Origin of the sequence: Lentzea aerocolonigenes, assembly GCF_000974445.1 — a bacterium.
GTDB lineage: Bacteria > Actinomycetota > Actinomycetes > Mycobacteriales > Pseudonocardiaceae > Lentzea > Lentzea aerocolonigenes.
Genome location: NZ_BBOJ01000014.1, coordinates 91,737 through 112,055, shown reverse-complemented (window position 1 = coordinate 112,055; position 20,319 = coordinate 91,737). Strand labels below are relative to the sequence as shown.

At 68.1% G+C, this 20,319-nt stretch carries 25 protein-coding genes and 1 tRNA gene; 9 read left to right on the top strand and 17 right to left on the bottom strand.

The features are described from left to right. Window positions 1-15 precede the first annotated feature (15 nt). The 8 genes from lepB to AOM45_RS26045 all read right to left on the bottom strand — a co-directional run bounded on the left by lepB (window position 16) and on the right by AOM45_RS26045 (window position 6,982). On the bottom strand, window positions 16-858 hold the full coding sequence (gene lepB, locus AOM45_RS26080; RefSeq protein ID WP_236703829.1) for a signal peptidase I: 843 nt from the start codon (window positions 856-858) through the stop codon (window positions 16-18). A 10-nt stretch (window positions 859-868) separates the two neighbouring features. After that, on the bottom strand, window positions 869-2,251 hold the full coding sequence (locus AOM45_RS26075; RefSeq protein WP_156093831.1) for a sensor histidine kinase: 1,383 nt from the start codon (window positions 2,249-2,251) through the stop codon (window positions 869-871). After that, a complete protein-coding gene (locus AOM45_RS26070) occupies window positions 2,251-2,949 on the bottom strand; it encodes a response regulator transcription factor (protein ID WP_030467673.1) in 699 nt (232 codons plus the stop codon). Before AOM45_RS26070 ends, AOM45_RS26075 begins: the two co-directional genes overlap by 1 nt. 69 nt (window positions 2,950-3,018) lie before the next feature. Beyond that, window positions 3,019-3,630: a trimeric intracellular cation channel family protein gene (locus tag AOM45_RS26065; protein ID WP_030467674.1), complete on the bottom strand. Its 612-nt coding sequence runs from the start codon at window positions 3,628-3,630 to the stop codon at window positions 3,019-3,021. 19 nt (window positions 3,631-3,649) lie between these two features. After that, the gene (locus tag AOM45_RS26060) at window positions 3,650-4,627 is read right to left on the bottom strand and encodes a nucleotidyltransferase domain-containing protein (protein ID WP_236703828.1); all 978 of its coding nucleotides are present in this window, start codon (window positions 4,625-4,627) and stop codon (window positions 3,650-3,652) included. A 54-nt stretch (window positions 4,628-4,681) separates the two neighbouring features. Beyond that, a complete protein-coding gene (locus tag AOM45_RS26055; protein WP_030467676.1) occupies window positions 4,682-5,842 on the bottom strand; it encodes a GNAT family N-acetyltransferase in 1,161 nt (386 codons plus the stop codon). A gap of 10 nt (window positions 5,843-5,852) precedes the next feature. Further along, on the bottom strand, window positions 5,853-6,668 hold the full coding sequence (locus tag AOM45_RS26050; RefSeq protein ID WP_030467677.1) for a 3-hydroxyacyl-CoA dehydrogenase family protein: 816 nt from the start codon (window positions 6,666-6,668) through the stop codon (window positions 5,853-5,855). Continuing rightward, complete coding sequence (locus AOM45_RS26045; protein ID WP_030467678.1) at window positions 6,665-6,982, bottom strand: EthD family reductase; 318 nt, start codon at window positions 6,980-6,982, stop codon at window positions 6,665-6,667. Before AOM45_RS26045 ends, AOM45_RS26050 begins: the two co-directional genes overlap by 4 nt. Window positions 6,983-7,056: 74 nt before the next feature. Here AOM45_RS26045 and AOM45_RS26040 point away from each other — a divergent pair, with 74 nt between their 5' ends. Beyond that, complete coding sequence (locus AOM45_RS26040) at window positions 7,057-7,704, top strand: histidine phosphatase family protein (protein ID WP_030467679.1); 648 nt, start codon at window positions 7,057-7,059, stop codon at window positions 7,702-7,704. On the opposite strand, the gene rpmF is transcribed toward AOM45_RS26040, so the two are convergent. The 3 genes from rpmF to AOM45_RS26025 are packed head-to-tail and all read right to left on the bottom strand — an operon-like array spanning window position 7,701 to window position 8,994. After that, window positions 7,701-7,862, bottom strand: coding sequence for a 50S ribosomal protein L32 (gene rpmF, locus AOM45_RS26035; RefSeq protein ID WP_030467680.1), 162 nt, complete (start codon window positions 7,860-7,862; stop codon window positions 7,701-7,703). The genes AOM45_RS26040 and rpmF overlap by 4 nt on opposite strands. Further along, on the bottom strand, window positions 7,862-8,113 hold the full coding sequence (locus AOM45_RS26030) for a type B 50S ribosomal protein L31 (protein ID WP_030467681.1): 252 nt from the start codon (window positions 8,111-8,113) through the stop codon (window positions 7,862-7,864). Before AOM45_RS26030 ends, rpmF begins: the two co-directional genes overlap by 1 nt. Beyond that, on the bottom strand, window positions 8,110-8,994 hold the full coding sequence (locus tag AOM45_RS26025; protein WP_051783360.1) for a GTP-binding protein: 885 nt from the start codon (window positions 8,992-8,994) through the stop codon (window positions 8,110-8,112). The genes AOM45_RS26030 and AOM45_RS26025 overlap by 4 nt, the downstream gene beginning before the upstream one ends. Window positions 8,995-9,062: 68 nt before the next feature. Between AOM45_RS26025 and rpmB the strand changes: the two genes are divergently transcribed. The 4 genes from rpmB to rpsR are packed head-to-tail and all read left to right on the top strand — an operon-like array spanning window position 9,063 to window position 9,988. Beyond that, entirely contained in the window at window positions 9,063-9,293 is a 231-nt protein-coding gene (gene rpmB / locus AOM45_RS26020) for a 50S ribosomal protein L28 (protein WP_030467683.1), read from the top strand. Next, the gene (gene rpmG / locus AOM45_RS26015) at window positions 9,293-9,460 is read left to right on the top strand and encodes a 50S ribosomal protein L33 (RefSeq protein ID WP_030467684.1); all 168 of its coding nucleotides are present in this window, start codon (window positions 9,293-9,295) and stop codon (window positions 9,458-9,460) included. Before rpmB ends, rpmG begins: the two co-directional genes overlap by 1 nt. Window position 9,461: 1 nt before the next feature. Beyond that, entirely contained in the window at window positions 9,462-9,755 is a 294-nt protein-coding gene (gene rpsN / locus AOM45_RS26010; protein ID WP_030467685.1) for a 30S ribosomal protein S14, read from the top strand. Beyond that, window positions 9,755-9,988 carry a 30S ribosomal protein S18 gene (rpsR, locus tag AOM45_RS26005; protein WP_030467686.1) on the top strand — a complete coding sequence of 78 codons (234 nt, stop codon included), beginning with the start codon at window positions 9,755-9,757 and terminating at the stop codon, window positions 9,986-9,988. The genes rpsN and rpsR overlap by 1 nt, the downstream gene beginning before the upstream one ends. Here rpsR and AOM45_RS26000 read toward each other — a convergent pair. Beyond that, on the bottom strand, window positions 9,936-10,292 hold the full coding sequence (locus AOM45_RS26000; RefSeq protein WP_156093820.1) for a hypothetical protein: 357 nt from the start codon (window positions 10,290-10,292) through the stop codon (window positions 9,936-9,938). The two genes, rpsR and AOM45_RS26000, sit on opposite strands and share 53 nt — an antisense overlap. Window positions 10,293-10,376: 84 nt before the next feature. Here AOM45_RS26000 and bluB point away from each other — a divergent pair, with 84 nt between their 5' ends. Both bluB and AOM45_RS25990 read left to right on the top strand, forming a co-directional pair. Then, a complete protein-coding gene (gene bluB, locus AOM45_RS25995) occupies window positions 10,377-11,003 on the top strand; it encodes a 5,6-dimethylbenzimidazole synthase (protein WP_051783362.1) in 627 nt (208 codons plus the stop codon). Window positions 11,004-11,230: 227 nt separating this feature from the next. Next, complete coding sequence (locus AOM45_RS25990; protein ID WP_035910247.1) at window positions 11,231-12,730, top strand: tetratricopeptide repeat-containing diguanylate cyclase; 1,500 nt, start codon at window positions 11,231-11,233, stop codon at window positions 12,728-12,730. Between the two features lie 55 nt (window positions 12,731-12,785). Here the strand turns inward: AOM45_RS25990 and AOM45_RS25985 are convergent, their stop codons facing one another. Further along, window positions 12,786-13,433 (bottom strand): response regulator, encoded by a 648-nt coding sequence (locus AOM45_RS25985; protein ID WP_030467690.1) that lies wholly within the window; start codon window positions 13,431-13,433, stop codon window positions 12,786-12,788. 440 nt (window positions 13,434-13,873) lie between these two features. Between AOM45_RS25985 and AOM45_RS25980 the strand changes: the two genes are divergently transcribed. Beyond that, window positions 13,874-17,071, top strand: coding sequence for a penicillin acylase family protein (locus tag AOM45_RS25980; protein ID WP_030467691.1), 3,198 nt, complete (start codon window positions 13,874-13,876; stop codon window positions 17,069-17,071). A 54-nt stretch (window positions 17,072-17,125) separates the two neighbouring features. On the opposite strand, the gene AOM45_RS25975 is transcribed toward AOM45_RS25980, so the two are convergent. Both AOM45_RS25975 and AOM45_RS25970 read right to left on the bottom strand, forming a co-directional pair. Beyond that, a complete protein-coding gene (locus AOM45_RS25975; RefSeq protein ID WP_162185659.1) occupies window positions 17,126-17,860 on the bottom strand; it encodes an FkbM family methyltransferase in 735 nt (244 codons plus the stop codon). Between the two features lie 10 nt (window positions 17,861-17,870). Continuing rightward, window positions 17,871-18,722 carry a hypothetical protein gene (locus tag AOM45_RS25970; RefSeq protein ID WP_051783365.1) on the bottom strand — a complete coding sequence of 284 codons (852 nt, stop codon included), beginning with the start codon at window positions 18,720-18,722 and terminating at the stop codon, window positions 17,871-17,873. 197 nt (window positions 18,723-18,919) lie between these two features. Here AOM45_RS25970 and AOM45_RS25965 point away from each other — a divergent pair. Further along, window positions 18,920-18,995: transfer RNA gene (locus tag AOM45_RS25965), tRNA-Arg, on the top strand. A 67-nt stretch (window positions 18,996-19,062) separates the two neighbouring features. On the opposite strand, the gene AOM45_RS25960 is transcribed toward AOM45_RS25965, so the two are convergent. Continuing rightward, complete coding sequence (locus AOM45_RS25960; RefSeq protein WP_030467694.1) at window positions 19,063-19,539, bottom strand: hypothetical protein; 477 nt, start codon at window positions 19,537-19,539, stop codon at window positions 19,063-19,065. 241 nt (window positions 19,540-19,780) lie between these two features. Beyond that, window positions 19,781-20,266, bottom strand: a complete 486-nt coding sequence (locus AOM45_RS25955) for a GNAT family N-acetyltransferase (RefSeq protein WP_051783368.1) — start codon at window positions 20,264-20,266, stop codon at window positions 19,781-19,783. Between the last annotated feature and the right edge of the window lie 53 nt (window positions 20,267-20,319).

Below are 20,319 nucleotides of genomic sequence, written 5' to 3'. Positions count from 1 at the left end.
TCTCTGCCTACCGGCCTACTTGCCGCCGGTCTGCGGGTTGTAGTCCGAGATCGAGCCCCACCGGCCCACCGGGATCACGATCACCCGCGCCTTGCCCACCACGTTCGAGATCGGGATCGCGCCGTCCGCCGGAGTCGGGTCGCCGTGCTTGCGCGAGTCCGACGAGTTGTTGCGGTTGTCGCCCATCACCCAGAGCTTGCCCGCGGGGACGGTGACCTTCTCGAAGGAGTCCTGCTGGCGGGGACCGCCGCCGAAGTTCAGGTACGGCTCGTCCAGCGGCTTGCCGTCGACGAGGACGCGGCCCTGGTCGTCGCAGCACTCGACGGTTTGACCGCCTACCGCGATGACGCGCTTGATGAAGTCCGTGCCGCTGGGCTCGGAGAGGTTCACCATCGAGCCGAGGTCCTGCAGCGTGCCCACCATGAAGTTCGGGGGCTCCTTGCCGCCCGTCCAGTTCGGAGGGCCGCGGAAGACGATCACGTCGCCTGGCTGGGGGTCGCGGAACAGGTACGTGATCTTTTCGACCAGCACCTTGTCGTTCACGCAGCCCGTGCAGCCGTGCAGGGTCGTTTCCATCGAGGCCGACGGGATGACGAACACGCGCGCGACGAACGTCTGGATGACCACGGTCAGCAGCAGCGCGACGCTGAAGATGACCAGCAGCTCTTTCCAGAACGGCTGCTTCTTCTTCGCCTTCTTCTTGGAGAACCGCGCCACCGGGTCGTCCTCGCGCGACGACGAGCGCGAGGAGGAGGACGGCTTCGACGTGGAGAAGCGCGTGGTGCGCTCAGGGCCGTCTCCGGTGGGAGGCGTTGTCTCCCAGGTCGACGAAGAATCGTCGTTCACGCGATGACTCACACGCCCCACCTTACGGACGTCCGGGTAGGCGCAACGTGAACAGGGCACCGCCCTCGGGCGCTCTGCCCGCGGTGGCCGTGCCGCCGTGCCGTTGTGCCACCTGCTTCACGATGGCGAGTCCCAGGCCCGAACCCGGGAGGGTCCTCGCCTCGGACGAACGGTAGAACCGCTCGAAAACGTGAGGTAGATCGGCGTCCGCGATGCCTGGGCCCGCGTCCGCCACCTCCACCACGGCGCTGCCGTCGCCCACCTGACGGAGGTTCAGCCGCACCGCAGAGCCCGAAGGGCTGAACTTCACCGCGTTGTCGAGGAGGTTCAGCACCGCGCGCTCGAGAGCACTGGAATCACCCAGAAGTGTCCACGGTTGCAGGTGCACGTCGAACGTGACGTCGTTCGAGGCACGCCGGCGCGCGCGGTCCAAAGACCGTTCTACCACCTCGACCAGGTCGACGGGCTCGTGGATCACCTGAGGAGCGTCCTCACGGGCCAGTTCGACCAGGTCACCGATCAGCGTGGTCAGTTCGTCGAGCTGTGCGCGGACGTCGGACTGGATCTCCCGCTTGTCCTCTTCGGACAACGTGGGCGAATCCGGACGTTCCGATGCCAACAGGAGTTCCAGGTTGGTGCGCATGGAGGTCAGCGGTGTGCGCAGTTCGTGGCCCGCGTCGGCGACCAGGCGGCGTTGTCGTTCCTGCGACTCCGCGACGGCGCCGAGCATCGCGTTGAAGCTGTGGGTCAGCCGCGCCAGCTCGTCGTCGCCCGACACCGGGATCGGTGTCAGGTCACCGGTGTTCGCGACGCGTTCGGTCGCCTCTGTCAGACGTTGAACGGGCCGCAGACCGGTGCGGGCGACCGCCGTGCCCGCGATGGCCGCGAGCAGCACGCCGGCACCGCCGATGAGCAGGAGGACGACGCTGAGCTTGGCCAGCGTCGTGCGTTGCGGCGCGAGCGACTGGGCGATCACGATCGCGGTGTTGTTCTGGTACTGCACGGCGATCGCGCGCGTGTCGCTGCGGTAGTCCGTCCACAGGTAGTCGTCGCGCAGGCCCTGCGCGACCTCGCGCGCCTTCGGGTCGTTCGGCGGCTCCTTGGAGTTCTCCGGGTACCGCAACGACCCGGTGGCGCCGTTGAGCAGGCCCATCCGCACGTCGCCGGCCGCGAGGAAGGCCGCCGGGTAGTTCTGCACCTGGTCCGAGCTGAACTGTGCGCCGTTGACCACCGCGATCGCCCGCTCGCGCAGGCTCTCGTCGAGTGCGTCGTAGACGTTCTTGCGCACGATCATGTACGCGCCGAACGACACCAGCGCGACGGCTCCGGCGACGCAGAACGCCGCGAGCCAGGTGACCCGAGCCCGCAGCGACGCCCTCTGCAGCCGTCCCTGGGGTTCGAAGATCACGGAGGGGTCTCCCGCAGGACGTAGCCCACCCCACGCACCGTGTGGATCAGCCGCGGCTCCCCCTCCGCCTCCGTCTTGCGGCGCAGGTACCCCACGTAGACCTCGAGTGCGTTGCCCGAGGTCGGGAAGTCGTATCCCCACACGTCCTCCAGGATGCGGCTGCGCGTGAGCACCTGGCGCGGGTGCGCCAGCAGGAGCTCGAGCAGCGCGAACTCGGTGCGGGTCAGGCTGATCGGACGGTCGCCGCGGCGGACGTCCCTGGTGGACGGGTCCAGCTCCAGGTCGGCGAACTTGAGCACGGCGGCGGACTGCTGGGTGGCGGCGTCGATGTCCTGGGCGGCACGGCGCAGCAGCGCGCGCAGCCTGGCCAGCAGCTCCTCCAGCGCGAACGGTTTGGGCAGGTAGTCGTCGGCTCCGGCGTCCAGTCCCGACACGCGATCGCTCACGGCGTCACGCGCGGTGAGCACGAGGATCGGCAGGTCGTCTCCGGTGCTGCGCAACCTGCGGCACACCTCGAGACCGTCCAGCCGCGGCATCATCACGTCGAGCACCATGGCGTCCGGCCTGGCGGCGTTCACCGACTCCAGGGCCTGCATGCCGTCTCCGGCAGTCTCGACCTGGTAGCCGTTGAACTGGAGCGAGCGGCGGAGTGACTCCCTGACCGCCCGATCGTCGTCGACAACGAGGATGCGCATGGGGGCAGTCTTGCCGAGGGATCTGAGAGCCGCCTGAGAAGGGCCCTAACTGCGGGTGTGAGTTCGGCGTTAGCCTTCGAGGCCCCGCGCGACGGGTGCGTTCCACTTCCGCCACAGCGCGATCAGCCTGATGGTGATGATCAGCACCGCACCGGTCAGCGCGACCAGGCCTTTCGGGAATTTCGCCCATTCACCCACAGCGACGACGACCGCACCGCACAGCGCCGCCACGGCGTAGATCTCTCTCCTCAGGACCAACGGGATCTCTCGGAGGAGGAGATCACGAAGTGCGCCACCACCGATGCCCGTGGTCATACCGATCAGACACGCCGCGTAGGGAGTCGCGCCGAGAGCGAGCGCGGTGGTGGTGCCGGACGTGACGAACAGACCGAGCCCCACGGCGTCCAGCAGCAGCACGGAACGACGGAGCTTCGCGACCTGCGGGTGGAACCAGAAGACGATCAGGCCGGTGCCACCGGCGACCAGCAGGTACGGCCAGTTCCGCAGACTCGTCGGCGGGTGCACGCCGAGCAGCACGTCGCGGACGATGCCGCCGCCCAGCGCGGTGGTGAGCGCCAGGATGATCACGCCGAACACGTCCAGGCGAGCGCGGACCGCGGCCACCGCACCGGAGGCGGCGAACACGGCGATCCCGATCAGCTCCAGGACGGTGAGCAGCACGAACGGAGAGGGTAGTTGGTCATCGGTGGGACGCGTCCCGGCGGTAACCGGCCTCCAGACGACCGCCCGCGGAGGTCAGGACGTGCTCCACGACCTCGATGAACCACTCCGCACCCTCGCCCCGCACCAGCGCGCGGTAGGCGTCCACGAGCTCTTCCGCCTTGGCGTCGCGGAGCCGCCGCAGCAGCCACTTCCCGTGGCCGAGCCACTTGTTCTGCACGACCAGCGCGAGTTCGCCCGCGCAGGTCAGCAACCGTGCCGCGACGAACAGACGCTCGTCCTCGTCCCGTGCGCCGATCAGGTCCTCGAGCAGGTCCGTGGTCCCGTACCGGCGGTCTTCCAGCTCCAGGGCCGTGGGGATCGGAGGGCCGATGTCCAGCAGAGCGCGCGCCTCGGCTCGTATGCGCTGACCGGTGCCGTCGGCGTCGAGCATGAGGAACCCCTCGGCGCACATGTGCAGCAACGGAGGGCGCCGGTCCTGGATGTCACGTGCGACGAAGTCCTGGAACGACTCGATCGTGTGACAGAACAGCTCGACCGGCCAGCCGCGGTGCTCCAGCGTCTCCCGGAACGCGCAGGGCAGGTCGTCGACGATCACGATCATGTCCAGGTCGGAGTTCGCGGTGTAGTTCCCCGCCGCGACGCTGCCGCCGAGGAACGCCGCCGTCGCCAGCGGATACCGCTCGTCGAGCAGGTCCCGTGCGACCTGCACCGGGTCCTTGTCCCAGTCGAGCGGGTGCCCGGTGACGTAGTAGTCCTGCTCCGGGTCCAGCGGGCCGAGCACCTGCTCCACGCGGGACCGGATCTCGGGGACGACCTCGTTCAGGTCCACGAGCCACGGGTTGTCCTCGGCGTCGAAGAGCGGCCGTATCTCCAGGAACTGTTCACGCGAGATGTCCCGCACGGTCGATGGTGGTCCGCTGTCCCGCTTCGGGTAGCCCTTCAGGCGCCAACCCATGTTGTCGCCGTAGGCGTGCCTTGCGTCGTCCGCCGACATGACGTTCATTGTTACTTGACGAACCCGTTCGGACGAATCAGAAAGGTCATCGGCTCAGAAGAAGTCCGCCAGCCGCGGCACACCGGACGCGCCGGCGAGCTGGTCCAGCACCACGGCGTCGGCGGGGTCGCCCTCCAGCAAACCCGCACGTCGCAGGGCATGCGTGTTCTGCGCACCGGAGAACCACGGCCCGAGCGCCCGAGCGTGCAACCGGACGGCGCCGGTGCCACCGGATTCGACCCGCACCACACCGTCCTCGACGACGATCCGCTGAAGACCCGCGTGCCACGGCGCGTGCTCGTCGACGATCTCCAGGTCCACCGCGGCGTTCGCCAGGCGCGGCCAGCCCCTGGCGGCCACGGCGGCGGGCAGGTCGACGACGCGCAGCATCCACGTCGAGGTCCACACCGAGTACCGCATGGGCGTCGCGCCGAGCAGGTTGAGCGTCGCGGGGTCGGTGATCCGCAGGTCGATCGCGTCGAGCGTGCCCGCCCACGACTTGAGCGACGCGAGCAGGTTCAGCTGGGCCTCGACGTCGACGCCGACGAGGTCGAACACCTTGAGCCGGCCCATGTCACCGCCGCCGGGCTCGCGGTTCGCGGTCAGGTAGCCGCGCAGGCCGTTCGGGCCGGGGAGCACGCTCACCAGGTCCAGCTCGAGCACCTTCGCCACGTCGATCCTCGGCGGACGGCGGTCGGCCATGCCGTCGACCGTCCGCGCCACCTCCAGGTAGCACTCGTGCAGCGCGGGGAGATCGATCTCCTCCGCCGGGCGCGAGGGGATCAGCTCGGTGGGCCGCGGAGCCGTGAGCAGCCTGTCCATCGGCAGTTCGACCCACTCGAAGAGCCCGGCGCGCTCCCACCCCCGGCCCCGGTAGAGGGGCGGCACGGTCGCGTAGAGGACCGAGAGCGACTGGCCGTGGTCGCGCATGGCGGCCAACGCTGCGTCGAGCAACGCGTTCGCCACACCCCTGCCGCGGTAGGCACCGTCAACGGCGACGCCGCCGATCCCGCCCATCGGGACCGCGGCGCCACCGTAGAACTGCGCGTACTCGCCGATGCCGAGCACACCGGCCACCCGGCCGTCGATCTCCGCGACGAGTCCGCGCGTACCCGGCTTCACCAGCCGTTCCGGCCGCTCCGACGCGTTGAACGCGAGCTTGCGGAGCCGGAACACCGCCTCGATGTCGTCGTCGGTGTACTCACGGATGTGCACGATCAACTGTCTACCAGGTGAAGAAGCCCTGGCCCGACTTCTTTCCCAGCTCGCCGCGGGCGACCTTGTCCCGCAACAGTTGCGGAGGATCGAACCTCGGCCCGAGCTGCTTCGCGAGGTGTTCGGCGATGGCCAGCCGGACGTCGAGGCCGACCAGGTCGGTCAGCTCCAGCGGGCCCATCGGCCAGCGGTAGCCGAGCTTCATGCCGGTGTCGATGTCCGCGGCGCTCGCGACACCTTCCTCCAGCATGCGAATCGCTTCCATGCCAACGGCGACGCCGAGCCGTGAGGTCGCGAACCCAGGTGCGTCGCGCACCTCGATCACGGTCTTGCCCCACTGCTCGGCCCAGGCACGTGCCTTCGCCACGTTCGCGGGGTCGACGCCGTCGTGGTGCACGAGCTCGACGAGCTGCTGCACGGGCACGGGGTTGAAGAAGTGCATGCCCAGCACGCGTTCGCCGGGCAAACCCGCGGCGATCTCGGAGATCGACAGCGAGGACGTGTTGGTCGCGAGGACCGCGTTCGGGCACTTCGCCGCCGCGTCGCCGAGCACCTTCTGCTTGAGCGGCACGTTCTCCGGCACGGCCTCGACGACCAGCTCGGCGTCCGCGGGCAGCTCGCCGGTGCTCAGGTTCGCGAACACCGCGTCGGCGTCGGCGAGCTTGCCCTTCTCCTGCGCCTTGTCGAGCGAACGCCTGACCGCTGCCCTGCCCTGCTCGGCGCGGTCGGCGTCGGCCTCCGACAACGTGACCTCGTGGCCGTGCGCGAGCAGCACGTGCACGATGCCCGCGCCCATCGTGCCGCCACCGATGACCACGGCCTTCACGACACGACCTCGGCGCTGAACATCGCCACGAGCTCCATGCCGCCGATCTCGGTCAGGTTCGCGCCCGACGAGGCCCACTCGGGCGTCTTGAAGGCGGCCTTCATCGACTCGGCGGAGTCGAAGTACAGCTCGGCGATCAGGTACGGCTCGGTGTCACCGAGAAAACCGGCCAGGAAGACCCGCTGCACCTTGGCGACCTCGGCGCGCACGAGTCCCGGCACCGAGTCGGCGATCGGCATGTGCGTGCCGAAGTACTTCTCGTCGAAGTCCTCGGGGTTCGCGGGCTTCTTGTACAGCGCGATGTACTTGATCATGTGACGGTTTCCTCCTCGACTCGCCCAGCACTGTAACGCCCGAACAGGGTGCCCAGCTGAGGCACGATGGAGACGTGCGGATCATCCTGTTGCGTCACGGCCAGAGCCTCGGCAACGTCGACGAGCTCGCCTACTGCCGCATCCCCGACCACGCACTGCCGCTCACCGCGACCGGCGAGCAGCAGGCCCGCACCGCCGGTCCGGTGATCAGGGACCTGATCGGCGACGGCCCGGTCGCGGCCTACGTGTCGCCGTACCGGAGGACGAAGCGGACGTTCGAGCTGCTGGGCCTGGACGCCGAGCGGATCGTCACCGAGCCGAGGGTGCGCGAGCAGGACTGGGGCAACCTCCAGGACCCGGTGCAGCAGGAGGTGCTCAAGCACCAGCGGCACGCGTTCGGGCACTTCTTCTTCCGGCTGCCCAACGGCGAGTCCGGCGCGGACGTCGACGACCGGGTCGCGGCGTTCCTCGACGGCCTGACCGTGCGGATGCACGAGGACGAGGCCCACCCGAAGACGGTGCTGGTCGTGTCGCACGGCCTGACGATCAGGTTGTTGTGCCGCAGGCTGTTCGACTGGAGCATCGACCTGTTCGAGTCGCTGTCCAATCCGGACACCTGCGAGAACCGCGTGCTGGACCACGACGGCACGGGGTGGAAGCTGGACCGCCCCTTCGACCAGTGGCGCGACTCACCGGACGGGACGGTCCAGCTCCCTTTCTAGAGGAGGCCGCGCTGGTAAGCGGCGACCAGGCGGCGTGGCACGAGAAGCTCCTTGCCGTCCAACGTCCTGACCTTCACGAGGTCCGGCGCGGTGGCCTTCCACTGCGACCGGCGGTGACGCGTGTTGGACCTGGACGTCTTGCGCTTGGGAACGGCCATCAGCGCACTCGCTTTCCGTAGCGGCGGTTGAACTTCTCGACCCGGCCGGCGGTGTCCACGAGCCGTTGCGTGCCCGTCCAGAACGGGTGCGAGTCGGCGGTGATGTCGACGATGAGCAACGGGTAGGAGTTGCCGTCCTCCCACTCGATCGTGCGCTGCGACGTCGCGGTGGAACGGGTCAGGAACGTCTTGCCGGTGGACGCGTCCTGGAAGACCACCGGGTGGTAGTCGGGGTGGATACCGGGCTTCATATCGCCATCTTTCGGATCGAGTCCACGAAGGACAGTTCGTCGTCGGTCAGCAGCGCGTCGGTGAACGCCGCCGTGATCTGGTCCGGCTCCCCGAGCGTGATCGCCACGATCTGGGTGGTCTTCCCGTCGCGCGGCCCGCCCTCGCCGACGTGCAGGCCGCCGCCCGCGGATTCCAGGTGCAGCGCCACGTCCGGTTCGTCGGCGACCCACAACCGGCCGCGCGACCGCACCACCGTGCCGTCGAGCAGCGAGTCGAGCGCGTCGTGCAGCCGTGCCGGGTGGAACGGCCGGTCAGCCGTGAAAACCGCTGTGGAGACACCGCATTCGGGCGTGAGCGGCACCATGCGAGGCTTCTTGCCCCTGCGCACGACGACCGTCTCCGGCGTGCAGCGGTGTGCGCCGGGAGCCAGCCGGTCGAGCACGGCCAACGTCCGTTCGTCCGCATCGCCTTGCAGCACCAGCACATCCGCGGCTTCGGCCTGAGCGACGACGACCTGCGCCACCGTGCGCTCGTCGCTGACCATCGAGGCGTCGCCCAGCGCGTCCTCCAGCCACGTCCCGGCGTCGAGCACGGTGATCACGCACTCGACGTCGACATCGAGGTTGCGGCGCACCACGTCCGGTTCGAGCAACGGGTCCAGGTGCAGCACGACCGTGTGCCCGCGGAAGGCCCCGAGCAGCTCTCGCAGGTCCTCGCGCACCGTGCAGGAGACGCAGTTGTGCAGGAGCTCCACATCGGTCGCGACGCCGTCGACCCAGCGCCGCACACACGTCTCGGTCGCAACGTGCCTGACCAGCACCGAACCGGGCCGGTCACGCCACACCCGCACGGCGACGCCGTGGTCCACCAGCCCCGCCACCATGACGACAACGGATTCCATGTGAGGTACCGTAGTTGAAAACGAATGTCGTTTCAATCTGTGTTTGACCTCGAGGAGGACCTCACACCATGCGCTGCCAGCTGACCGGCCGCGAGCCGGGCTTCGGCAACCGCGTCTCGCACTCACAACGCAAGACGCGCCGCCGGTGGAACCCGAACGTCCAGCGCAAGCGGTACTGGGTGCCGTCGCTGAACCGGTTCGTGACGATGACGTTGTCCGCCAAGGGCATCAAGACCGTCGACAAGCTCGGCGTCGAGGCCGCCGTGGCCCGCCTTCGCGCGCAGGGGGTGAAGGTCTGATGGCCAGGAGCACGGACGTCCGGCCGATCATCAAGATGAGGTCGACCGCAGGCACCGGGTACACCTACGTGACCCGCAAGAACCGCCGCAACGACCCGGACCGGCTGGTGCTGCGCAAGTACGACCCCGTGGCGCGCAAGCACGTCGACTTCAAAGAGGAGCGCTGACGTGGCGAAGAAGTCGAAGATCGCCGCGGACAAGCGCCGCCGCGAGGTCGTGGCGCGCCACGCGGAACGGCGCGCGGAGCTCAAGGAGATGCTGCGGCACCCCGAGACGCGCGAGGAAGCGTTGCGGGGCCTGCAGAAGCTGCCGCGTGACGCGTCGCCGACGCGGCTGCGCAACCGTGACGTCGTGGACGGACGCCCGCGCGCGTACAACCGCGCGTTCGGACTGTCGCGCATCCGTTTGAGGGAAATGGCCCACAGGGGCGAACTTCCCGGTGTGTCGAAGGCGAGCTGGTGATGCGCGACCGCAAACCGCAGCCCAAGCGCAGGCAGAACCTGCTCACGAAGGAGGGCGTGACCGTCGTCGACTGGAAGGACGTCACGCTCCTGCGCAAGTTCATCTCGGACCGGGGCAAGATCCGGTCCCGCCGGGTGACCGGCCTGACGCCGCAGCAGCAGCGTCAGGTCGCGACGGCCATCAAGAACGCACGGGAGATGGCCCTGCTGCCGTACCCGTCACAAGGGCGATGACCCGCACCGCCGTGCTGGCCAGGAAGGCCAGCACGGCGAGCTGCACCAGCAACGCGAGCGCCCAGGTCGTGTGTTCGTCGACCGTCAGATCGCCACGAACACCGACCAAGAAGGTCGCGTAGAGGCCCCAGCACTGCAGTGCGGCCAACCCCGCGCCGATGATCGTCGTGCGCAGGGACACGATCACGACGACGGCGGCGAGCAGGACGAGGGCGATCAGCGGCCAGGCACCGGTGAACGTGGTGACACCGACTCCGCCGCCGAATCCGAGCGCGGAGCCGTAACCACCTTTCATTCTTCGCATCCGATCGGTCTATCGCCTCAGATGAGATCAGCGCCACCTCTCCAGCGTGAAGTTGGTGCTTTCGAGTGAGGCACGATCGCACGAATGAACCTGTACGAAGTAGTGCACCGGCGCAGGGACACGCGTGCCGAGTTCACCGGCGAGGAAATCGCACCCGAGGTGCTGCGTCGCGTGCTCACCGCAGCTCACGCCGCTCCGAGCGTCGGCCTTTCCCAGCCGTGGGACTTCGTGCTCGTGCGTGATGAATCGATTCGGCGCGCGTTCCGCGATCACGTTCAGGCTGAACGCAGCGTGTTCTCCGCACAGCTCGACGAGGAACGCGCGGAGGTGTTCTCGCGCATCAAGGTCGAGGGCGTCATGGAGTCCTCTCTCGGCATCGTCGTCACCTACGACCCGGACCGCGGCTCGCCGGCGGTGCTCGGCAGGCACGCGATCGCGGACGCGGGTCTGTACTCGGTGTGTCTGGCCATCCAGAACCTGTGGCTGGCGGCGACCGAGGAGGGCCTCGGGGTCGGCTGGGTGAGCTTCTACCGGGAGGACGTGCTGCGCCGCCTGCTGGACATCCCCTCGAAGGTCCGTCCCGTGGCGTGGCTCTGCGTCGGCCCCGTGCGGTCCCTTCCCGACACTCCGGACCTCGAGCGGCACGGGTGGCGCACCCGGCTTCCGCTCGACGACGTCCTGCACCACGACCGCTACCGCCGTCCTGTGTGACCGGACTCGTGCAGCGTTGCGCCAACCGCCTGTTCCGCACGCTCCCCTCCACCCCCTACGGTTGCGCCGACGGGTGGAACCGGGGAGCGAACGAAGATCGTCGAACGTCACGGTTGGCGCAACCTGCTACCCCTTGGTGACGTCCTGCACCACGATCGGCACGGGGCGCGACCGTCCCGGTAGTGTGTGCAGGCCGCTCGGCGAGTCGGAACGGAGTCGATGAACGAGTGGAGCAGCGCGATCCGCTGGTAGCGGGCCAGATTCCGCGGCTGGACCGAGAGGTCCGCGCGTTGCTCAACGCTGGCCGCCTGCCGGAGGCGAACAGTCTCTTCGACGAGGTGGTCACCAAGGTGTCCCCCGGCGCAGACCGCTGGGTTCGTTCGGCGGTGCTGGTGAACCGGGCCGTGATGGCGTGGCGCCTAGGTCGCATTCCCCTCGCCCTGGAATTGGCCGCCGAGGGGTGGACCGATCTCGACGCCGACCGTTCGGACAGTCCTGCCGTGGCCCAGACGATGGGCTCGCTCGGCTATCTCATGGAGGGCATCGGAAACCGCCGTGCCGCACTGGACATGCTGCGACTGTCCGTTCAGGTCGCGCGCCGTGCGGGCAACACGGACACGTTGGCGCACTGCCTGCAGCGCCTCGGCGGTTCGCTGAACTTCCGCGCCTGCTCCGGACCTCCCGCGGCCGCACCGGCGATCTTCGAGGAAGCGCTGGCGTACCTCGACGAGGGTCTGTCGCTCGCCAAGGACGAGGTCATGCGCCGGGCGTTGATGGGCGCGCTCGGCCGTTCCCTCGCCGGTGTCGGGCAGCTCGACAAGGCGGAGGAGCTCGGCGCGGAGACGTTGCGGCTCTCATCGGACGCCACTGACCTCTGGGGCATCTCGGTCGGCAACTGGGTTCTTGCCGTCGTGCGTCGCGAACAGGGTGCTCTGGACGAAGCGCGCACACTCGCGGCGCGCGCGGTGTGCAACGCCGAACGCATCAACGACATCTCTCTGCTGCTGCGGTTCTCCACGGAGCTGGCGGACATCTGCCACGCGCTGGGTGACTCGGTGGGCGAGGCCGAGGCGTTGCGCCGGTCGATGGCCGCCTCGCGCACGGCCACGGAAACGTTGCAGGAAGGCCTCGGCCAGGCGCTGGAGCAGCGCCGGGTGGCCGTGCAGGCGCAACGACTCGCGGTGGCCGCTCAGGAGGCCGCGGCGCGCGACCCGTTGACGGGCCTCGCGAACCGGCTCGGGCTCGAACGCGCGGCTCAGGCGTTGCTGGAGTCGACGGCGGCGCGCGGCAGGGTGCCGTGGCTGGTGCTGGTCGACGTGGACTGGTTCAAGGGCGTGAACGACGACGCCGGGCACGCGGCCGGTGATGCGGCGCTGCGCGAGATCGCGGCGTTGCTGCGGCGCGAGTGCCGGTCGGACGACCTGGTGGCGCGCTGGGCCGGTGACGAGTTCGTGGTGCTGCTCGGTGACACCGGGCCGAACATGGACGTCGGCCCGAACGTGGCCGAGCGGATCCGCGCGGCCGTCGACGGCCACGACTGGACGATGGTGCTCGGCGCGGTCCGCCGCCCGACGGTGAGCATCGGTGTCGCGGCGGGACCGGCCAAACTGGACCAGCTGTTCGCGGCCGCGGACATGGCGCTGTACCGCGCCAAGCGCCACGGCCGCAACCGCGTCGAGGTAGAACCCTCCGCCGAGGAGATCCCGGAGATCGTCTCGGGCAACTAGCTCTCGATGAACGGCGCTTTGGTCCACGTGAGGTGGACGAAAGCGCCGTTCATCGTCAGGCGATCAGGCCGCCGCGGTAGGCCACCAGCGCGGCCTGCACGCGGTTGACCGCGCCGATCTTGCCGAGAACCGACGAGACGTAGCCCTTCACCGTCGCCTCCGACAGGTGCAGGGTGCCGCCGATCTCGGCGTTGGACATGCCCTGGCCGATGAGCACGAGGACCTCGCGCTCCCGTTCGGACAGGCTTTGGAGGAGTCTCCGTGCCGGCTCGGCCATCCGCTCGCCGTCCGCGACGGCGGCGAGAACCCGTGCCGCGACTCCCGGGTCGAGAACCGCACCTCCGCGCGCAAGATCGCGCACGGCCTTGACGAGCTGTTCCGGTTCGGTGTCCTTGAGCAGGAAGCCCGCGGCACCCAGCCGCAGCGCCTCCGAGACGTACTCGTCCACGTCGAACGTGGTCAGGATGCAGACCCTCGGTGGGTCGGGCAGGGTCCGCAGCCTCCGCAGTGCCACGAGCCCGTCCGAGGTGCGCATCCGGATGTCGAGCAGGACCACGTGAGGACGGTGCTGGCGGGCCAGGTCGGCCACCAGGTGCCCGTCGTCGCATTCGGCAACGACCTCGATGTCCCCGACGCTGCTCAGGATCATGCGAAGGCCGGAACGGACGAGGTCCTCGTCGTCGGCCAGCAGAACCTTGATCACGACGCCTCCCGCATTGGCGTTCCGTGCTCCCTCATGTGCGTGATCTTCGCGTACGCACGTCGAAGGTCACGTTAATTCTCAGTTATCTCATCATGTGGTAACGGTTTTTCGAGATCACCGGCAACGTTCACAGTTACCGGAATTGGCCGCCGACTTCGCTGCGTAGGCATGCCACCAGGTCTTAAGGGGCACCATCGGAACACTGAGTGACCAAACACGGAAATCCCACTGACTGGAATGTCGTACCAGAAACACAGATGCGGCCCAGGTAATCCGATTCTCAACTTCTTGGCGGATGTCGTTTTGACCCATATGCCTTCTGGATCGATGCAGCCGCAACGTGACCGTTCCGTAAACGCGAAGGTCTTTCGCAATAGGGCTACCGGAAAGTAACCTGCGTCACAAGCACCCCTGCCCTGCACGGAGAGGAGCTTCGCGCGATGCGGAGAGCCAATCCGGTGACGTCCCTGCTGGCGACTGCCGCCGTCACCGCCTCCCTCATGATCGTCCCGTCGGCGCACGCCGCGGAGCCGGTCCCGGCCGCGTTCGCCGCGGACGACTACTGCCTCGGCCAGTGCGGCGACATCCTGCCGCCCGGCAACAACGGCAACGCGACCCTGGCCGAGATCCTCGGCCACAAGGCGTTCGGCACCAGGCCCGCACACTCGGCCGACCAGCTCGGCAAGTACGACGGCCTGGTCTCGGGCTACAGCGGGCTGACCAACGCCCAGCTGACGAACTTCTTCAACGACGCCTCGTTCGGCGTGCCGTCCGACCAGGTCGAGAGCACGGTGAAGCCGCGCTCGGACGTGACGATCGTGCGCGACAAGAAGATCGGCATGCCCCACATCACCGGCACCACGCGGTCCGGCACGATGTTCGGCGCCGGTTTCGCGGCCGCGCAGGACCGCCTGTGGCTGATGGACCTGTTCCGCCACCTCGGCCGCGGCCAGCTGTCCGGTTTCGCCGGCGGCGCGCCGTCGAACCGGGTGCTGGAGCAGAGCTTCTACAACCAGATCCCGTACACCGAGGCCGACCTGCAGAAGCAGATCGACACCGCGGCCGCGAAGAACGGTGAGCGCGGACGTCAGGCGGTGGCCGACGTCAACGACTACATCTCGGGCATCAACTCGTACATCACGCAGTCGGTGAACGCGCGGAACTTCCCCGGCGAGTACGTGCTGACCGGGCACGCCGACTCGATCACGAACTGGAACGACATCCAGCCGTTCAAGGCGACCGACATGGTCGCGATCGCGTCGGTCGTCGGTGGCCTCTTCGGCGCGGGCGGTGGCGGCGAGGTCCAGTCCGCGCTGGTGAAGCTGGCCGCGCAGAACAAGTACGGTGCCGCCGTCGGTGAGCAGGTGTGGAACGCGTTCCGGGCGCAGAACGACCCGGAGGCCGTGCTCACCCTCCACAACGGACAGTCGTTCCCGTACGGCGCCTCTCCTGCCTCACCCCAGGGCGTGGCCATGCCCGACGCCGGCAGCATCACGCCGGAGCGCATGATCTACGACGAGACGGGCGGCACGGGTGCTGCCGTGTCGGTCGCCACTTCTTCGGACGTGGCGAAGGCTCGCGGGATCTTCGAGGACGGTGTCCTGCCCGCCGACCTGCTGAACAAGAAGCACGGCATGTCGAACGCCTTGGCGGTGTCCGGTGCTTACACGGATTCCGGAAACCCGATCGCCGTGTGGGGCCCGCAGACCGGGTACTTCGCGCCGCAGCTGCTGATGCTGCAGGAGCTCAACGGTCCCGGCGTCCGCTCGCGCGGCGTCTCGTTCGCGGGCGTCTCGATGTACGTGCAGCTCGGCCGCGGCGTCGACTACTCGTGGAGCGCGACCTCGTCGGCGCAGGACATCATCGACACCTACGCCGTGGAACTGTGCAACGCGGACGGTTCGCCTGCCACGAAGGCTTCTACGTCGTACCTGTTCCACGGTTCGTGCCTGCCGATGGAGCGCCTGGAGCGCAAGAACGCCTGGAAGCCCACGGTCGCCGACGGCACGCCGGCGGGCTCGTACACGTTGGTGATGTGGCGGACCAAGTACGGGCTGGTCACCAGTCGTGCTTCGGTTGGCGGCAAGGTCGTGGCGTACACGACGTTGCGTTCGACCTACATGCACGAGGTCGACTCGATCATCGGGTTCCAGGAGCTCAACGACCCGTCCGCGATCCGTTCGGCGTCCGACTTCCAGCGCGCGGCGAACAAGATCGGGTACGCGTTCAACTGGTTCTACGCGGACTCGAAGGACGTCGCGTACTTCAACTCGGGCCTGAACCCGGTGCGCAAGTCCACTGTGGACCCGAACCTGCCGGTGTGGGGCCGCCCCGACTACGAGTGGGTCGGCTGGGACGGCAACGAGAACGTCGCGTCCTACATGCCGTTCGAGGGGCACCCGAACTCGATCAACCAGGACTACTACATCTCCTGGAACAACAAGCAGGCGAAGGACTTCACGTTCGGCGGCTTCGGCCACAGCGCCGTGCACCGCGGCGACCTGCTGGACGTCCGGGTCCGCGCACTGATCTCGTCGGGCCAGAAGGTCACACGGGCATCGCTGACCCGGGCGATGGGCGAGGCGGCGGTCGCGGACCTGCGCGCCGAGCAGGTGCTGCCCGAGCTGCTGCGGGTCGTGGAGTCCGCTCCGGTCGACGCCGCGCTGGCGCCGGTCGTGCAGAAGCTCAAGGACTGGCAGCGCTCGGGTTCGTTGCGCAAGGAGACCGCGAAGGGCAGCAAGACCTACGCCCACGCCGACGCGATTCGGATTCTCGATGCGTGGTGGCCCCTCCTGGTGCAGGCCGAGTTCAAGCCGTCACTGGGTGACGCCCTGTACGACGCCATCGCGAGCGCCCAGCAGGTGGACGAGTCACCGTCCGACGCGCACGGCGCCGCGCCGCACAAGGGTTCCTCGTTCCAGTACGGCTGGTGGGGCTACGTCGACAAGGACCTGCGCAAGGTCCTCGGCGACCCGGTCCAGGGCGCGTTCCCGCAGACCTACTGCGGCGGCGGCACGCTGGCCGGCTGCCGAACCGCCCTGGTGGACTCGCTGAACGCGGCCGTCGCCAAGCCCGCCAACCAGGTCTACCCCGGTGACGCGGACTGCGCGGCAGGTGACCAGTGGTGCGCGGACACGATCGTCCACCGCGCCATGGGCGGCATCACCCAGGACAAGATCCACTGGCAGAACCGCCCGACCTACCAGCAGGTCGTGCAGTTCCCGTCCCGGCGAGGCCAGAACATCGCCAACCTGGCCGTGAAGGCAACGGCGACCGCGTCGTCCCACGAGACGGGATGGAACAACCTCCCGCCGTCGAACGTGCTGGACGGCAACCTGTCGTCGCGCTGGGCCAGCGACTGGAGCGACAACCAGTGGATCCAGGTCGACCTCGGCTCCGTGCAACGGATCGGTCGCGCTGTGTTGCACTGGGAGTCGGCGTTCGGCAGCGGCTACCGCATCGAACTTTCCAATGACGGCACGAACTGGCGGAACGTTTTCTCCACAAGTGCTGGCGATGGCGGCGATGATGTCGTAGCGTTCACGCCACAGGACGCGAGATACCTCCGAATGACGGGTACCCAACGGGCCACTCGTTACGGATACTCCCTGTACGAGCTTGAGGTCTACAGCTTGTAGACCTTCGAGATGAGGACGCCGATCCACCCCCAGGGGTCGGCGTCCTCTACTTTTTCAGGCCCTGAACAGGTAGTTCCTCGTCCGGTCGCCGATGCCGCCCGCCGGCACCCACCCGTTGCCGTCCCACGTGCTCATCCGGTACCCGCGCGTGGTGAGGAAGTCGGCGACGTCGCGGGCCTTGTACCCGAACCGCTCGACGTGCCGTTCCTCGATCTCCAGCAGGAACGCGGGCTTGAAGCGCTCGATGCTCTGCTCGGCCCCTTCGAGCACCCGCAGCTCGGCCCCCTCGACGTCGGCCTTCACGAAATCCAGCCGCGTGATCCCGTTGGCCGTGACGAAGTTGTCCAGCGTGTCGGTCTTGACCAGCACGTCGAGGTGCTCGTCGAACTCCTCGTTGGACCCCAGCCCGTTGGCCCCCGCCGTCAGGAACGACCGCCCGGTGACAGGACTCCCGTGCCGCACCGGCACGCTCATGACCTCGCGCCCCCGCCCGTTCCCGAGCGCCACCGAGTGCCTCTTGATGTTGCGCCCCTCCCGCGGCCGCAACACGTACGACAGCGCGGGATGCGCGAACACCAGCGGCTCGACGCTGTGCACAGTCCCTTGTGGACCGACCAGTCTGGACAGGGTCACCGTGTAGAGCCCCAGCGCAGCCCCGACGTCGACACAGACGTCCCCAGGCTTGACGATCTTGCGGAGCCCGATCAGCTCCGCCTCGGCATAGGGCGTGAGCCGGGCGAGGGCCCGCAGCCCAGCAACCACCGCGGCACTGCGAAGTTCGGTGAACACCCGAACCAGCCTAGACGTGCCCGTTCGTGTGCTGTCCGTTCGAGTGCGGTTCGCCGGCGGGCAACCCGATCTGGTCCGCGAACTCGGCAGCCACCCGCGACCCGCCGTAAACGCTCAACGCCTTGGCCAGGTGCTGCCTGAGGTCGTTGCGGTGCCGGTCCTCGAGTTCCGGCAACGCCCGCTCGACACTGGTGACGAGCGACTCGGCCCAGTGCTGCGAAGGCTCGAGCTGGGCGATCTTGACCAGCTCGGCGAGGTGGCCCGAAAGCTTCACGGCCTCCTCGACCTGATACCCGTTGCGCTGCAACCACCAGATCGTTGCCGTACCCACGTCCGTCAGCACCTCGTCCCGCAGGTACCGGATCTCGGCGCGCTCGACGTCCCGCTCAGCCAGCTTGAACGTGGAGTTCCTCAACAGCTCGATGTGCTTGCGAGCCATCTCGAGATCCTCGTCGTCCACCGAGATCTTGACGAGCTCGGCCCGAGCCCAAACATGCGTCCCAGGCACCTGCCGCTCGGTGGCGAGCTCGTCCCCCAACTGCACCTGCAGGGCCGCGTGGTGCACCAACATGGCCTTGCCGCTGATCTCCTTGGCCCGCTGCAAGACGTGGTGAATGGCCGCACTCTTGGGCGAGTTGTGCCTGAGCCCCGTGGCCAGATCAAGCCGCCAGACCACAGTCAGCTTGAGGTGGAAGTCCAGCCCGTAAACAGCACTGGGCAGGGGCGTCTCGAACTCCTGCTGGTGACTGCTGGCAGGCGGCACGAACGTGAAGTCGTCGGCGCGGCTGGGCACCCGCCGCCGCCACCAAGCCTTGAGGGCACCAAGCGGGCCAGGACGGAAGTCGGGCCAGGGTCTGCTCACGCCCCCTGCGTACCTGACGTTTCTCCACGAAAGAAGGTGGCCTGCCTCACTTCCCTCCAACGGCCGCAGGGATCTCGACTGGCCCCTTACGGTGCGTGAGCATTTGTGCCTGGCTCGCGGTGGGCCGCGAGGTCGTTCGCGGTAGGTGGGGGCGCTGGTCAACTCGATGGACGCACCCCGCTAGACTGCTGTCGCCAGCCCTAGTAGCTCAGGGGATAGAGCATCGGTTTCCTAAACCGTGTGTCGCAGGTTCGAATCCTGCCTGGGGCACCACCTTTCGCCGGGTGAAATCAAGCCTTGACCAGCAGCAATGCGGTCAAGGCTTGATCTTTTCCACCCGTTAAGGCCTCACCTGCGACCGCACCCAGCTGATGTGCGGCTCATAAGCCGATAGATCACGCCCCGGCTCATACGTGCTCAAGTAGTAGTAATCCGCCACGATGTTCGCCTGCTGCTCAGAGTTGAAGTCGGTGAACGCCTTCCCCCGCAGCCCCTCCACACCGCCGTAGTCGTACAGCCCCTTCACGAAGAACCCGGCGATGGCGGTGGGCAGCAGGCTGAGGACGCTGCGCCCGTGCTGGTACTGGAAGGCGTGGGTCAGCTCGTGCACCAGCCAGCGCTCGTAGCGGGCCTGGTTCTGCGGCGTGGTCAGGACGCCCTTCGGGAAGGTGACGAGGCGAGGCAGTGTGCGGGCCACGCCGAAGCTGCCCAGCAGGCCGCCTTCGCCGAGGCGGAGAAAGCTGGTGTCAAGGGCGTCGCCGAACACCTGGCGGGCTATGTCGGCCTCGCGCGGCTCCATGCTGCGGCGAAACACCACGGCTGCCTCCCCTGGTCCACGTACGAGAAGTGTCGCACCGGCAGAAGTACTGGCAGAAGGGGTTGATGTGCCCTATCGATCCGGCTGCACACCGACCATGAAGTGCTACAAGAAAAGCGCGACCTCCAACGACACGAACGTCTCGTGGTCACGCCTGCGCTACGGCATCACGGCCGTCGACATCGCCCGAAGTCGATGAGGATCCGCGTGCTCGACGAGGACGGAGTGCTGGTCGACGAGATCACGCTGCAACGCCCTTGGTGCGGCGGTAGCGGAGTTCCTTCAACTCGGCCGGACCGGCGGTCTGCGTCTTCGTGACCCCGTCGGTCTGGAACCCGATGCGCTCGTAGAAGGCTCGGGCCCGCGGGTTCTCCTCCAGCACCCAGACGACCACGTCGGGCTCGTCGCCGAGCGCGGCCTTCGCCAGCTCGAAACCGAGGCCCGTGCCCCACGCGGAGGACAGCACGTAGATCGCGTAGAGCTCGAACGGCGCGTCGTCGTCGCGGGACGGGCCCGCGGAGGCGAAACCGACGATCTCGTCGTCGGCGAGCGCCACCCACACACCGCCGGACGGGATCGCGCCTTCCCACATCGTCGTGCGTGCCTCGACGGAGAGGTTGTCGAGCACGGAGTTCGGGATCACGCCGCGGTAGGCGACCTGCCACGACCGCACGTGCACCGAGGCGACGGCGGGAGCGTCGGAAACAACGGCGAGACGGACTGTCATGGCATCCCCCAACGGCATCGACGACGCCTTTGTACTACCCGCGCGCGCAGCCC